The sequence below is a fragment of the Massilia atriviolacea genome, assembly GCF_003953935.1.
GTDB classification, from domain to species: Bacteria; Pseudomonadota; Gammaproteobacteria; order Burkholderiales; family Burkholderiaceae_D; genus Telluria_A; species Telluria_A atriviolacea.
Genome location: NZ_RXLQ01000008.1, coordinates 147,061 through 162,506 on the forward strand (window position 1 = coordinate 147,061; position 15,446 = coordinate 162,506).

The 15,446-nt window shown below is 66.8% G+C and carries 9 protein-coding genes; 8 read left to right on the plus strand and 1 reads right to left on the minus strand.

The genetic code is table 11. The features are described from left to right. Positions 1–111 precede the first annotated feature (111 nt). The 8 genes from EJB06_RS16505 (at position 112) to EJB06_RS16540 (ending at position 13,155) form a co-directional block, all read left to right on the plus strand. The gene (locus EJB06_RS16505; protein WP_126075129.1) at positions 112–1,413 is read left to right on the plus strand and encodes an efflux RND transporter periplasmic adaptor subunit; all 1,302 of its coding nucleotides are present in this window, start codon (positions 112–114) and stop codon (positions 1,411–1,413) included. 28 nt (positions 1,414–1,441) lie between these two features. Next, on the plus strand, positions 1,442–4,546 hold the full coding sequence (locus EJB06_RS16510) for an efflux RND transporter permease subunit (protein WP_126075130.1): 3,105 nt from the start codon (positions 1,442–1,444) through the stop codon (positions 4,544–4,546). After that, complete coding sequence (locus tag EJB06_RS16515) at positions 4,543–7,752, plus strand: efflux RND transporter permease subunit (protein ID WP_126075131.1); 3,210 nt, start codon at positions 4,543–4,545, stop codon at positions 7,750–7,752. Before EJB06_RS16510 ends, EJB06_RS16515 begins: the two co-directional genes overlap by 4 nt. An 8-nt stretch (positions 7,753–7,760) precedes the next feature. After that, positions 7,761–9,158, plus strand: coding sequence for an efflux transporter outer membrane subunit (locus tag EJB06_RS16520; protein ID WP_126075132.1), 1,398 nt, complete (start codon positions 7,761–7,763; stop codon positions 9,156–9,158). A gap of 9 nt (positions 9,159–9,167) precedes the next feature. Next, entirely contained in the window at positions 9,168–9,668 is a 501-nt protein-coding gene (locus EJB06_RS16525; RefSeq protein ID WP_126075133.1) for an SET domain-containing protein, read from the plus strand. Positions 9,669–9,796: 128 nt separating this feature from the next. Then, the gene (locus EJB06_RS16530) at positions 9,797–11,944 is read left to right on the plus strand and encodes a S46 family peptidase (protein WP_126075134.1); all 2,148 of its coding nucleotides are present in this window, start codon (positions 9,797–9,799) and stop codon (positions 11,942–11,944) included. A gap of 96 nt (positions 11,945–12,040) precedes the next feature. Further along, positions 12,041–12,637, plus strand: a complete 597-nt coding sequence (gene pnuC / locus EJB06_RS16535) for a nicotinamide riboside transporter PnuC (protein ID WP_126075135.1) — start codon at positions 12,041–12,043, stop codon at positions 12,635–12,637. Then, positions 12,634–13,155 carry an AAA family ATPase gene (locus EJB06_RS16540; protein WP_126075136.1) on the plus strand — a complete coding sequence of 174 codons (522 nt, stop codon included), beginning with the start codon at positions 12,634–12,636 and terminating at the stop codon, positions 13,153–13,155. Before pnuC ends, EJB06_RS16540 begins: the two co-directional genes overlap by 4 nt. 155 nt (positions 13,156–13,310) lie before the next feature. On the opposite strand, the gene EJB06_RS16545 is transcribed toward EJB06_RS16540, so the two are convergent. Next, entirely contained in the window at positions 13,311–15,419 is a 2,109-nt protein-coding gene (locus EJB06_RS16545; protein ID WP_126075137.1) for a TonB-dependent siderophore receptor, read from the minus strand. Between the last annotated feature and the right edge of the window lie 27 nt (positions 15,420–15,446).

The window sequence follows — 15,446 nt, forward strand, 5'->3', positions numbered from 1 at the left end:
GCACAAAACGCCCGCTCATGGCGCCCGAACCTGGCCCGTTCGAAACATGCAAAAACCCGTCTCCGTGCTAGAGTTCCTTCAATAATCGTTGCAATCAAGACAAGGAAAAGCATGAACCCATCACCCTCCCAGCCACGGCGCAGCCGCCGTGCCAAGATCATCGGCAGCGTGATCGCCGTGGCGGCCATGGCCGGACTCGGCGGCCTGGCGTGGTACCTGACGCAGCAGCCCGCGTCCGGTCCCGGCGGCGCACCGGGCGCGCCAGGCGCGGCCGGCCGCGGCGGTCCCGATGGCGCCGCTGGCGGCGCCCCCGGCGGCGGCGGGCGTGGGGGACGCGGCGGCCCGGCCACCACGGTCGGCGTGGCGAGCGCCGAACGCACCGACATCCCGGTCATCCTGGACGCCCTCGGCACCGTCACGGCGGCCGCCACGGCCACGGTGCGCCCGCAGGTGTCGGGCATCCTGCAAAAGGTCCACTTCAGCGAAGGGCAGCTGGTCAAGGCCGGCCAGGTGATGGCCACCATCGACCCGCGCCCGTTCGAAATGGCGCTGATGCAGGCCAGCGGCACGCGCCAGCGCAACGAAGCCCAGCTCGAAAGCGCCAAGGTCACGCTGGAGCGCTACCGCACCCTGCTCACGCAGGATTCGATCGCGCGCCAGGAAGTCGACACCCAGGCCGCGCTGGTCAAGCAGTTGCAGGGTACCGCCATGAGCGACCGCGCCGCCGAGGGCGTGGCGCGCCTGAACCTGGGCTACACCCAGGTCAAGGCGCCGATCACGGGCCGGGTGGGCCTGCGCGTGATCGACATGGGGAACCTGGTCGGCAGCGGCGACGCCAACGGCATCGCCGTCATCACCCAGCTCTCGCCGATCGACGTCGAATTCGCGGTGCCGCAGGACCGCGTGCCCGACCTGCAGGAGCGCATCCGCGACAGCGCCAGCCTGGCCGCCACCGCGTTCGACCGCACCCGCACCACCTCGCTCGCCAAAGGCGAATTCAAGGCGCTCGACAACCAGGTCGACGTGCAGACCGGCACCGTGCGCGCCAAGGCGCGCTTCGCCAACGACGACCAGGCGCTGTTTCCGAGCCAGTTCGTCAACCTGCGCCTGGAACTGCGCACCATCAAGGACGCCGTGGTGGTGCCGGTGACCGCGCTGCGCCACGGCAGCAGCGGCGACTTCGTGTACGTGCTCAATGCCGCCGAGCGCACCGTGGCCGTGCGGCCCGTCACGCGCGGCCAGGCGACCGTGGACAAGGTGCAAGTGAAAAGCGGCCTCAAAGCGGGCGAGCAGGTGATCACCGAAGGGGCCGACCGCCTCAAGGACGGCGCCAGAGTGACGCTGCCGACCGACAAGCCGGCCGCCGGCGCGGGCGGCCAGCGCCGCCGCCAGCGCGAAGGAGCGCCGCAATGATGCTGGCGAGCGATGCGAAGGGGGCGCCATGAATCCGTCCGGCCCATTCATCGCCCGCCCGGTCGCCACCTCGCTGCTGATGCTGGCGATCGTGCTGGCCGGCTTGGTCGGCTTCAAGTTCCTGCCGCTGTCGGCGCTGCCGCAGGTCGACTTCCCGACCATCCAGGTGCAGACCCTGTATCCGGGCGCCAGTCCCGAAGTCATGGCGCGCACCGTCACGGCGCCGCTGGAACGCCGCTTCGGCCAGATGTCCGGCTTGCAGCGCATGAGTTCCACCAGCGCGTCGGGCGTCTCCATCGTCACCCTGCAGTTCGGCCTCGGGCAAACGCTCGACGTGGCCGAGCAGGAAGTGCAGGCGGCGATTAACGCCGGCGGCTCGCTGCTGCCGGCCGACCTGCCGGCGCCGCCGGTGTACGCCAAGGTCAACCCGGCCGACGCGCCGGTGCTCACTCTCGCCATTACCTCCGACACGGTGCCGCTGACCGAGGTGCAGAACCTGGTCAACACGCGCCTGGCGCTGAAAATCAGCCAGGTCTCGGGCGTGGGCCTGGTCACCCTGAGCGGCGGCCAGCGGCCCGCCGTGCGCATCCAGGCCGATACCGGCGCGCTGGCGACCTACGGACTGGGGCTCGACACCCTGCGCAGCGCCATCTCGGGCGCCAACGCCAACAGCGCCAAGGGCAACTTCGACGGCCCCACGCGCTCGTACGCGATCAACGCCAACGACCAGCTGCTGACGGTGCCCGATTACGAAAAACTGATCGTCGCCTACCGCAACGGCGCCCCGGTGCGCCTGTCGGACGTGGCCAAGGTGGTCGACAGCGCCGAAAACGTCAAGCTGGGCGCCTGGGCCAACATGAAGCCGGCCATCATCCTCAACGTCCAGCGCCAGCCCGGCGCCAACGTCATCGCCACGGTGGACGCGATCAAGGAACGCCTGCCCGAGCTGCAGGCCAGCCTGCCCGGCGCGCTGCGGCTCGACGTGCTGTCGGACCGCACCACCGGCATCCGCGCCTCCGTCCTCCACGTCGAATTCGAACTGCTGCTGGCCGTGGCGCTGGTGGTGCTGGTGATCTTCGCGTTCCTGCACAGCGTGCGCGCGACCGTGATTGCCAGCCTGGCCGTGCCGATCTCGCTGATCGGCACCTGCGGCGCCATGTACCTGCTCGGCTACAGCCTGAATAACCTGTCCCTGATGGCGCTGACGATCGCCACCGGCTTCGTGGTCGACGACGCCATCGTCATGATCGAAAACATCGCGCGCTATATCGAAGAAGGCGAAACGCCGATGGCGGCCGCCATCAAGGGCGCGGCGCAAATCGGCTTTACCATCATTTCGCTGACGGTGTCGCTGATCGCCGTGCTCATTCCCCTGCTGTTCATGGGCGACGTGGTGGGGCGCCTGTTCCGCGAATTTGCGATCACGCTGGCGATTACCATTCTGATTTCCGGGGTGGTGTCCCTGACCCTGGTGCCGATGATGTCGGCGCGCTGGCTGCGCAGCCATGAAGACGAAAAACCGGGCCGCATGGCGCAGCGCACCCAGGCGTTCTTCGACCGGGTGATCGTGCGCTACGACCATGCGCTGAACTGGGTGCTGGCGCGCCAGGGATTGACCCTGCTGGTGGCCCTGGCCACGCTGGTGCTGACGGCGCTGCTGTACATCCTCATTCCCAAGGGCCTGTTCCCGACCCAGGATACCGGCCAGCTGCAGGCGCGCGTGGAAATGCGCCAGTCGATTTCGTACGACCGCATGGCCGAACTGCAGCAGGCGGCCGGCAAGGCGATCCTGGCCGATCCCGATGTGGAGTCGCTCAGTTCCAACGTCGGCGTCGACGCGGCCAACAACACCATGCTGCACACCGGCCGCATGCTGATCAACCTGAAACGCGACAAGGACTCGAGCCAGGCCGAGGTCATGGACCGCCTGCGCCGCCGGGTGGCCGACGTGGCCGGCATCACCCTGTACCTGCAACCGACCCAGGACCTGACCATCGACGCCGAAAGCGGCCCGACCCTGTACCGCGTCTCGCTCGAAGGGGCCGACAGCGCCACCGTCGGCCAATGGGCGGGCGCGCTGGTCAGGCAGCTCCAGCAGAACAGGCAGGTGAGCAACGTGACCACCGACGCCGGCGCCACCGGCACCTCGGCGTTCGTCAGCATCGACCGCGATACGGCCTCGCGCCTGTCGGTCACCGCCGCCTCCATCGACGACGCCCTGTACAGCGCCTACGGCCAGCGCATCGTCTCGACCATCTTCACCGAGACCAACCAGTACCGCGTGATCCTGGAAGCCCAGCGCGACGCGCAGATGTCGCTCGCCGCGCTGGGCCAGTTGCCGATCAAGACCGGCTCCGGCAAGACCACGCCGCTGTCGGCGGTGGCGACCATCACCGAGCAGCCGGCGCCGCTGCAGATCACCCACGTGGCGCAGTACCCGGCCACCACCATCGGCTTCGACACCGCGCCGGGCGTCTCGCTCGGGCAGTCGGTCGAGGCGATCCGCGCCGCGGCGCTCGAGATCAGGCTGCCGGCGGCGGTCAGCATGACCTTCCTCGGTGCGGCCGGCGCCTACCAGGCGTCGCTGTCGAACCAGCTGTGGCTGATCCTGGCGGCCGTGGTGTGCGTGTACATCGTGCTGGGGGTGCTGTACGAAAGCTATGTGCATCCGCTGACGATCCTGTCCACCCTGCCGTCGGCCGGCGTGGGCGCGCTGCTGGCGCTGATGATCAGCGGCCAGGACCTGGGCGTGATCGGCATCATCGGCATCATCCTCCTGATCGGCATCGTCAAGAAGAACGCGATCATGATGATCGACTTCGCCATCGAGGCCGAACGCGAGAAGGGCATGGCCCCGCGCGAGGCGATCCGGCAGGCCGCGCTGCTGCGCTTCCGGCCGATCCTGATGACCACCCTGGCCGCGCTGTTCGCGGCGGTGCCGCTGATGCTCGGCTGGGGCGAGGGCGCCGAATTGCGCCGTCCGCTCGGCCTGGCCATCTTCGGTGGCCTGATCGTCAGCCAGTTGCTCACGCTGTTTACGACGCCGGTGATTTACCTCGGCTTCGACAGCCTTGCGCGGCGCTGGTCGCGCAAGGATGCCGCTGCCCTTCCTGCGGGCGAGGGGACCAAGTGAACCTGTCCGAACCGTTCGTCCGGCGCCCCATCGCCACCGTCCTGCTCACGCTCGGCATCGCGCTGGCCGGCATCGGCGCATTCTTCGTGCTGCCGGTCTCGCCGCTGCCGCAGGTGGATTATCCGACCATCTCGGTGAGCGCCTCGCTGCCGGGGGCCAGCCCGGACACCATGTCCACCAGCGTGGCCACGCCGCTGGAGCGGCGCCTGGGCGTCATCTCCGGCGTGAACGAAATGACTTCGTCGAGCGGCAGCGGCTCGACCCGCGTCAGCCTGCAGTTCGACCTGAACCGCAAGATCGATGCCGCCGCGCGCGAAGTGCAGGCGGCGATCAGCGCCGCGCGCGCCGACCTGCCGTCCACGCTCAAGAGCAATCCGACCTACCGCAAGGCCAATCCGTCCGACGCGCCGGTCATCATCCTGGCGCTCACTTCCAGAACCAAGTCGCCCGGCCAGATCTTCGAGTCGGTATCGAACCTGGTGCAGCAGAAGCTGGCGCAGGTGCAGGGCGTGGGCGACGTGGAGATCGGCGGCGGCTCGCTGCCCGCCGTGCGCGTCGAGCTGCTGCCGTATGCGCTGAACCGCTACGGCGTCTCGACCGAGGACGTGCGCGCCGCGATCCAGTCGACCAATGCCAACCGGCCCAAAGGCGCGATCGAAGGCAACGGCATGCGCCTGCAGATCTACTCGCAGGCCAGTACCGCCACCGGCGGGCGCAGCGCGGCCGACTACCGCAGCCTGGTGGTCGCCTGGCGCAACGGCGCCGCCGTGCGCCTGGACGACGTGGCCGAAGTGGTCGACGGCGTCGAAAACGTCAATACGCTCGGCCTGTTCAACGGCCAGCCGGCGGTGATCGTGCTGATTACGCGCCAGCCCGGCGCCAACGTCATCGAAACGGTGGACGGCGTGCGCGCGCTGGTGCCGACCTTGCAGGCGCAGCTGCCGCAGGACGTCAAGCTGGAAGTGGCGTCCGACAGCACCAACTCGATCCGCTCCTCGCTGGCCGAAATCGAACTGACCCTGATGATCTCGATCTTGCTGGTGGTGCTGGTGGTCAGCCTGTTCCTGCGCAGCGTGCGCGCCACCATCATCCCGGCGGTGGCCACGGTGGTGTCGCTGCTCGGCACCTTCGGCGTGATGTACATGCTCGGTTTCAGCCTGAACAACCTGTCGCTGATGGCGCTGACCGTGGCCACCGGCTTCGTCGTCGACGACGCCATCGTCGTGCTGGAAAATACCGCCCGCCACATCGAGAGCGGCATGGACCGCATGCAGGCGGCGCTGCTGGGTGCGCGCGAAGTGGGTTTTACCGTGTTGTCCATCAGCCTGTCGCTGGTGGCGGTGTTCATTCCGCTGCTTTTCATGGGCGGGCAGGTGGGGCGCCTGTTCCGCGAGTTCGCCGTGACCCTGTCGGCGGCGGTGATGATTTCGCTGCTCATTTCGCTGACCACCACGCCGATGATGTGCGCCTGGCTGCTGAAACCGACCGATCATGAGCGCCAGCCGGGCCGCCTTGCGCGCTGGGCCGAACAGGGCTTCGAACGCGTGCACAAGGCGTACCAGCATTCGCTCGACTGGGCGCTGGAGAGCATCGCGCTGGTGATGCTGATCTTCGTGTTCGTGATCGGCTTGAACGTGTACCTGTTTTCCGCCGCGCCGAAAGGCTTCTTCCCGCAGCAGGACACGGGCCAGATCAGCGGCGGCCTGCGCGCCGACCAGAGCATCTCGTTCCAGGCCATGCAGGCCAAGTTGAAGCAACTGGTCGACATCATCCGGCGCGATCCGGCGGTGGCCACGGTGGTCGGCTTTACCGGCGGCGGCCGGGCGGGGGGAGGGTTCATGTTCATCAACCTGAAACCGGTGTCCGAACGCAGCGAGGGCGGGCAGGCCGTGATTGCGCGCCTGCGCCCGCAGCTGGCCAGGGTGACCGGCGTGTCGATGTTCCTCAATCCCGTGCAGGACCTGCGCATGGGCGGGCGCCAGTCCAACTCGACCTATCAATACACCTTAAAGAGCGACAACCGCGCCGACCTGAAACTATGGGCCGGCAAGCTGGCCGATGCCATGAAGCGCCAGCCGGCGCTGGTCGACGTGGACACCGACCAGGCCGAGAACGGCGTCGAGATGTTCGTCCAGATCGACAAGGACAGCGCCGCGCGCCTCGGCATCAACCCGCGCGACGTCGACAATGCGCTGTACAACGCCTTCGGCCAGCGCCAGGTGACGACCATCTACGATGAGCTCAATCAGTACAGCGTCATCATGGGTGTGGCCAGGCAGTACCAGCAATCGCCCGAGGCCCTGAACGACGTGTATGTGCCGTCGCGCGGCACTACCAGCGCCGGTGGCGCGGCCACGCCGGCCAACACCACCGCCTCGCGCGACCCGTCCAGCGGCCAGGCCCTGAGCAGCGAGGCCACCACCATGGTGCCGCTGTCGGCGATCGCCAGCTTTGCGGAAAGTTCGACGCCGACCTCGGTCAACCACCAGGATGGCGAACTGGCGACGACGGTGTCGTTCAACCTGGCGCAGGGCAGCAACCTGGCCGCCGGGCAGGCCGCCGTCAGGCAGGCCGAGGCCGACATCGGCATGCCGAACAATGTGCGCGGCAGCTTCCAGGGCACGGCGCGCGCCGCCGACGAGTCGAACAAGGAACAGCCGATGCTGATCGCCGCCGCCATCGTGGTCATCTACATCGTGCTCGGCATCCTGTACGAAAGCCTGGTGCACCCGATCACCGTGCTTTCGACCCTGCCGTCGGCGGGCGTCGGCGCGGTGCTGGCCCTGCTGCTGTTCAAGATGGAGTTTTCGATCATCGCCCTGATCGGGGTGTTTTTGCTGATCGGGATCGTGAAGAAGAATGCGATCCTGATCATCGACTTTGCGCTCGAAGCGGAGCGTACGCGCGGCCTGTCGCCGCTGGAAGCCGTGCGCGAAGCCTGCCTGCTGCGCTTCCGCCCGATCCTGATGACGACCCTGGCGGCTGCCTTGGGCGCCTTGCCGCTGGCGATCGGCTTCGGCGAGGGCTCGGAGCTGCGCCGCCCGCTCGGCATCGCCATCATCGGCGGCCTGATCGCCAGCCAGGTCCTGACCCTGCTGACCACCCCGGTCGTGTATGTCGTGATGGACAGGCTGCGCCGCCGCGGCCCCGCCGAACGCCTGCTCGGCCATCATGCCGACCATGCCGCCTCACCTAATCCACCATGAGAATGCCCATGCGCGCCATTTTGTGTCTTCGTCCGCTTTTTCCTCTTCTGCCGCTGGCCGCCTTCCTCCTCGGCGGCTGCGCCGTCGGCCCGGCGTACGTCTTGCCCGCCACGCCCGAACCGGCCGCGTTCAAGGAAGCCGAGGGCTGGTCGCCCGCCGCCCCGGCCGATGCGCTCGACCGCGGCCCGTGGTGGACCCTGTTCAACGATCCCGTGTTGAACGAACTGGCCGCCCAGGTCGAGGTATCGAACCAGAACGTGGCCGCCGCCGTGGCCTCGTACGCGCAAGCGCGGGCGCTGGTGCAGCAGCAGCGCGCCTCGCTGTTTCCGAGCGTGTCGCTCAGTGCCAGCGGCGAGCGTTCCGGCACGCGCAATGCGGGCGCCGACAACAACTACCGCCTCAACATCGGCTCGAGCTGGGAGCCCGACCTGTGGGGCCGCCTGCGCGCCAATGTCACGGCGGCCAGCGCCAATGCCCAGGCCAGCGCCGCCGACCTGGCCTCCGCGCGCCTGTCGGCCCAGGGCGAGCTGGCGGCAAACTATGTTGTGGTGCGCCAGACCGACGCCCAGGCGGCGCTGCTGGCCACCACCATCGAGGGCTACCAGCGCGTGCTGCAGATTACGCAGAACCGCTTCGACGCCGGCATCGCCACCAAATCCGACGTGCTGCAGGCGCAGACGCAACTGTCCAACGCCCGGATCGACGCCTTGTCGCTCGAGCGCCAGCGGGCCCAGTTCGAACACGCCATCGCCATCTTGCTGGGCAAGGCCCCGGCCGAATTCACCCTGGCGCCGGCGCCATGGCTGGCGGTCGTGCCGGAGATTCCGGCCGGCGTGCCGTCGGCGCTGCTGCAGCGCCGGCCCGACATCGCCGCCGCCGAACGGCGCGTGGCGTCGGCCAATGAGCAGATCGGCATCGCGCGGTCGGCCTACTATCCGAACATCGGCCTGAGCGCGTCGGTGGGCAATGGCGGCAGCCGCGTGTCGGACCTGTTCAGCGCGTCGAACGCCTTGTGGTCGTTCGGCCTGAACGCGGCGCAAAGCCTGTTCAACGCCGGCGCCACGCGCGCCAGCGTGGCGGGCGCCGAAGCGAGCCAGCAGGCGGCGGTGGCGCGCTACCGCCAGACGGTGCTGGACGCCTTCGGCGATGTGGAAAACCAGCTCTCCGCCACGCGCATCCTGGCGCAGCAGCTGGCGCTGCGCCGCCAGGCGTCCGAATCGGCCGACCAGGTCGAGGCGCAGATCCTCAACCGCTACAAGGCGGGGCAGGTGGGTTACAGCGAAGTGGTGCAGGCCCAGGTCAGCGCGCTGTCGGCGCGGCGCGCGCTGGTGCAGGCGCAGGGCGACCGCCAGAGCACCGCGATCTCGTTGATTCAGGCATTGGGCGGCGGCTGGCAGGCGCAGTAAAATACACGGATGAAGACCACACCCTCCCAACCGAGCAGCACCGAGCCCGCCTGCTTCGAAGTACGGCGCTCCACCATCCACGGCAACGGCGTGTTCGCCACGCGCGATATCGATCCGGGCGAGCAGATTGTCGAATACACGGGCGAGCGCATCACGGCCGACGAATCGGCGGAGCGCGCCGAAGCCGGCGGCGGGCCGGTCAACCACACGTTTTTCTTTTCGCTGGCCGACGGCATGGTCATCGATGGCGGCCGTGGCGGCAACGACTCGCGCTTCATCAACCATTCCTGCGAGCCCAATTGCGAGGCGCAGGAAGACGAGGGCAGGGTGTTCATCTACGCGCTGCATCCGATCATGCGCGACGAAGAGCTCAAATATAACTACGCGCTGATCTACGAAGAGCGCCACACGCCCGCTGTCAAGAAAGCCTTCGAATGCCGCTGCGGCGCGCCGACGTGCAGCGGCACCATGCTCGCGCCCAAGAAGCGCAAGCGCGCCAGGGCCGGTTAACCCCCGGACCGCCCGGGCGTTTCGCCCGGCGGGTCGGGCCCGCCGTCAATACGGCGCCGATAAAATCATTTCCAGCGCTTTGCATCGGCGATATACTCCCCGCTTGCTTTTATCTTCTGGGGTATATCTTGTTGAAATCCATCGCCTTACCCGTCGCCCTGCTCGGCGTATTTGCCACCGCAAATGCCGATGAAGGTCAGTGGCAGCCATACCAGCTTGCGCAGCTGTCGTCGGAACTCAAACGCATCGGCATCACCATCCCTGCCGAGAAGCTGGCCGACCTGTCCAAGCACCCCATGAGCGCCATCGTGTCGCTGGGCGGCTGCTCGGCCTCGTTCGTGTCCGGCGATGGACTGGTGGTCACCAACCACCACTGCGCCTACGGCGCCATCCAGCGCAATTCGACGCCTGACAAGAACTACATCGTCAACGGCTTCCTCGCCAAGACGCGCGACGCCGAACTGCCTGGCGGCCCGAACACGCTGGTCTACGTCACCGAAAAAGTCGAAAACGTCACCGACCGCGTGCTCAAGGGCCTGTCGCCGACCATGTCGGGGCGCGAACGCAATGAAGAAGTCCAGAACCGCATCAAGGTCCTGACCGCCGAATGCGAGACCGACAAGGCGTACCGCTGCTCGGTACCGAGCTTTCACCGCGGCCTCGAGTACTACCGCATCCGCCAGCTGATGATCCGCGACGTGCGCCTGGTGTACGCGCCGGCGGACATGATCGGCAATTTTGGCGGCGACGTCGACAACTTCGAGTGGCCGCGCCAGACCGGCGACTACTCCTTCCTGCGCGCCTACGTCGGCAAGGATGGCCGCCCGGCCGATCCGTCGCCGGATAACGTACCGTACAAATCGAAGGACTTCCTGGTGCTGTCGGCCGAGGGCCTGAAGAACGGCGATCCGATCCTGCTGGCCGGCTATCCGGGCCGCACCAGCCGCTACAAGCTGCCGTCCGAGATCCGCTTCGCGCGCGACGCCAACTTCCCGGTGCGCGTGGCCGAGATGCAGGCCGACCTGGCCGTGATCGCCGCCGCCACCAAGGGCAACGCCGCCCACGACGTGCGCTACGCCAGCGTGGTCAAGGGCATCAACAACGTGCTCAAGAAAACCCAGGGCCTGCTCGACGGCTTCGCGCGCAAGGACATCGCCGCCATCAAGGACGTGCAGGACGCCGAGTTCCGCGCGTGGTTCAGCAAGCCGGGCAACCAGAAAGACGTGTCGCCGACCTTGCTGGCCGACCTGGACGCCGCCATCGCGGCCGACATGGCCCTGTCGGAACAGGAATTCGCCTTGTCGGTGGCCGCCAACAGCGACCTGCTGAAAACCGCGCGCACCGTCTACCGCCTGGCGCTGGAGGCGCCCAAGCCCGACGCCAAGCGCGAAACCGGCTACCAGGAGCGCGACCTGTCGTTCATCAAGGCGCGCCTGACACGCCTTGAACAGTCCTACGTGGGCAGCGTGGACGAGGCGCGCTTCGGCGCCGGCCTGCAGCGCTACCAGAAGCTGGCTGCGAAGATGCATCCGCAAGGACTGGACGCGCTGCTGCCGGCGCCCGACGCCATCGGGGCGCTGTACAAACAGTCGGAACTGGGCGAGACTGCCAAGCGCCTGGCCTGGATCGGCAAGGATGCTGCGGCGTTTGCGAAGTCGGACGACGCCTTCATCAAGCTGGCCGTCAAGCTGCACGACGTGACCATGGCGCTGGAAAACCGCCGCAAGGAAATCGACGGCAACCTCGAACGCATCATCCCGCAATACATGTCGGCCGTGATCGCGTGGAAGAAATCGCAAGGCAAGCCGGTGTACGCCGACGCCAATTCGACCCTGCGCGTGACCTTCGGCACGGTGGCGCCTTATTCGCCGCGCGACGGCGTCGTCAAGGGCCCGTTCACGACGGTCGAAGGCATCGTCGAGAAGCACACTGCGGCCGATCCGTTCAACGCGCCGAAGCCGCTGCTCGACGCGGTCAAGGAAAAGCGCTTCGGCGTCTTCAAGGACCCGGTGCTGAACACGGTGCCGGTCAACTTCCTCTCCAGCGCCGATACCACCGGCGGCAATTCCGGTTCGGCGGTGATGAACAAGCGCGGCGAACTGGTTGGCCTGAACTTCGATTCGACCTATGAATCGGTGACCAAGGACTGGTACTTCGACAGCGACATCACGCGCGCCATCCATGTGGACATCCGCTACATGCTGTGGGTGATGAAGGAAGTCGACCATGCCGACAACCTGCTCAAGGAAATGACGATCAAGTATCCCCGCAAGTAAGCAGGCAAGCAAGCCCGATGGGCGGGGACGCCGTCCCCGCCTTTTGGAAAGCGGCGCATACGCTACAATTGCGCCACTTTCCGCCACTCCCTCCGTATGAACGATTCCTTTGTCCTGCTTGGCCTGGCCACCACACCGCTCGAACTGACGGCGCTGGTCCTGTCGGTCGTCACCGTTGTACTCAATATCCGCCAGACCCACTGGGCGTGGCTGTTCGCGATCGCATCCTCGGCCGTGTACGGCGTCGTCTTTCTCAACGCGCGCCTGTACGGCGACATGGGCTTGCAGGGCGTGTTCATCGCCGTGTCGGTATGGGGCTGGTATCAGTGGCTGTATGGCGGCGAACAGCACGCGCCCTTGACGGCCACCTGGTCGAGCCGCGCCGGCTGGGTTGCCGGCATCGTCGGCTGGCTGCTGCTGTTCGCCGCCATCGGCTACCTGCTTCGCACGCTGACCGATACCGACGTGCCGCACATCGACGGTTTCCTCACGGCGGGCAGCCTGCTCGGGCAGCTGCTTTTATCGCGCAAGAAGGTGGAAAACTGGATCGTGTGGATCGTGGTCGACGTGCTGTACGTGGGCCTGTATATCCACAAGGACCTGTACGCGACGGCCATCCTGTACGCGGCGTTCGTGGTCATGGCGGTATTCGGATGGCGCGCCTGGGCGCGCGCCGCTGGCGGCAAGCCATGACGCCGGTTTTGCGGGTCGCCATCCTGGGCGCAGAATCGTCGGGCAAGTCGACCCTGGCGGCGGCGCTGGCGTCGCACTTCGCTACCGTGTGGGTGCCCGAGTACCTGCGCGAATTTGTCGACACCACGGCTCGCGTGCCGCGCGAGGAAGACCAGTACGGAATCGCGCTGACCCAGATGGAACGCGAAGACGCGGCGGCGCGGCAGGCCACGCGCTTTCTGTTTTGCGATACCACGCCGCTGATGACGGCCATTTACAGCCGCTGGTACTGGAACCGGGTCGATGCGCAGCTGTCGGCGCTGGAGCAGCGCCATGACTATGCGATGACGCTGGTGACGGCGCCGGACGGGCCGTGGGAAGCGGATGGATTGCAGCGCGAATCGGAGGCGGTGCGCCAGACGATTCATGAGCAGGTGATTGAGCGGCTCGACGAGCGCGGGATCGGGTATGCGCTGGTAACGGGGAGTCTGGAAGAGCGGATGGGGCAGGCGATACGGCTGCTTAACCCTGACCGCTAACAGAGAGACCGTCTTTCCCGGTCTCGGCGGCTCCCTTGGCGGGAATCCAAGGCATCTCTGCGTAGCGACCATGCCTTGGATTCCCGCCTGCGCGGGAAAGACGGTCTTAAGGCTAGTGGCGTTCCAGCTTCCCGCAACGGTTTACGTGTTAGCGCTTAAAAATCGAACTGCGCCGACACCCTTGCCGTGCGCGGAGCGCCCGGCAGCAGATACCCGCCCAGCTCCTGGGTCACATCGCGCCAGTAGAACTTGTCGGCCACGTTGTCCACCGTGGCCCGCACCGTGGTGGTCATCCCGGCGATGCGCGTTGCGTACGCGCCACCCAGATTGAACACGCTATAGCCCGGCACCAGCGTCCTGTTCTCGATATCGAAGGCCTTCTTGCCGGTGTATTGCCACATGCCGTTCACCTTCAAGCCGGCGACCGCAGGCACCGCATACTCCAGTACCGTCGCGCTCTTGAACTTCGGTACGTTGGTCACGCGCTTGCCGTCGAGCGAGGCGTTGCCTGTGCCTTCCTGCTGCGTGTCGAGCGCCATCAGCGAGACGCTGTACTTCAGGTCCCGGGCGGCCTTGCCCTGCGCGGCGAGCTCCAGGCCATTGTGTTTCTGTTCGCCGTTGCGCACGAAGGTGTTGGCCGCGTTGGTGTATTCCAGCCCCTTGACGATGCTGAACACGGATGCCGACAGGTTCAGGGCATCGTTCACCATGGCCTTGACTCCGAACTCCAGCTGCTTCGAGCGGCTTGGCGCCAGCGAGGAAAATTCATTGGCGGTGCGCTTGGGCGCCACGCCGCCGTGCTCCATCCCGTGCGCCAGCGAACCGTAGACGGTCCAGTCGGGCGTCGGGTTGTACACCAGCGCGACGTTCGGCAGCAGGAAGCTGGCGTCGGTGCTGGCATTGCGCTTGATGCCGGCGTAGCGCAAGCCCGTGTGCAGCTTGAACTGCGCGCCCAGCGACAGGATATCCTGCACCACGAAGCCGCGTTCATGGTCGTTGCGGCGTTCGGTCAGCGGACCGGTCACGCGGCTGGCGTCGACCGGCGGCACGACCAGGTTGTTGTAGATATTGCTGAAGCCGACGTAGTCGTACACATATTCGCCCGCCTTGTCGCTGCGTTCCAGGTAGGTCGCGCCGAAGGTCAGCTCGTGGCCGATGGCGCCGGTGGCGAATTTACCCTGCAACAGCGCTTGCGCGCCGAGCGGCGACTTGCGCTCGCCGACGCTCTGGTAATCGTAGACGTCGTAGTCGCCATTCGAGCAGTAGCCCGGATAGAAGCCCTCGCCCTCGTTGCCGCAGCCGTAAGGGAAGGCGGTAAAGTCGTCGCGCTTGAATTCGTGCTTGTTGGCGGAAACCGTGGTGCGCCAGGCGTCGTTGATCTGATACTCGAAACGCAGGCCGATATTGCTGGTGCGCGTGTCGACCGGCTTGGTCCACGGCTGCTTGTTCAACAGCGTCCTGGCCGAGATATTGGTCGGCAGCGCGACGCCGCGAATGAGCTGGTAGCCGGGCGCGGTGATCTGCGATTTCTTCTGGTAGTCCATGTCGAGCTGCAGCAGCGCCTGCGGCGAAATCTGCCAGTCGAACGCGCCGGAGACGAACGAACGCTCGCCATCGGCCCCCTTGACGTAGGAACGCAGGCGCTCGCCGGCGGCGTTGACGCGGTAGCCGAAGCGCTTGTCCTCGAAGCGGCCGCCCAGGTCGAGCGCGCCGTACACGGTGCCGCGTTCGCGCGCTTCCACGGTGACCGAGCGCAGTGGCGCGGCGGTCGGGCGCTTGAGCGCGTAGTTGACGATGCCGCCCGGCGCCGTCACGCCAGCCTGCAGGCCCGACAAGCCCTTGAGGATTTCGATGCGCTCCTTGTTTTCGAGCGGGATCTGGGTGTCGCCCGAGATGGCGATGCCGTCCTTGCGGTAGCTGGCGCCGTTATCGAGCATGAAGCCGCGGATCGAGAATTGCTCGGCGTAGCCGATGGCATTGTACGAATCGCTGACGCTGGCGTCGAATTTCATGGCGTCGGTGCTGTTGCGGATGCTGTAGTCCTGCATCTGCTCGCGGCCGATGGAGACCACCGTGGCCGGCGTGTACAGCAGCGGCGTGTCGGAAAAGCCGGCCACGCCGGCGCGGTCGGCGGCGATCTGCTTGGCGCCTGTGACGACGACTTCGGGCATCGATTGCGAGCTGCTTTGCGCGTGTGCGGAAAAGGCGAACGCCTGGACGATGGCCAGGGCGATGACGGACTGCTTGAATTTTGGCGATGACATAGTGTGCTCGTATTACGCGCCGGCGTG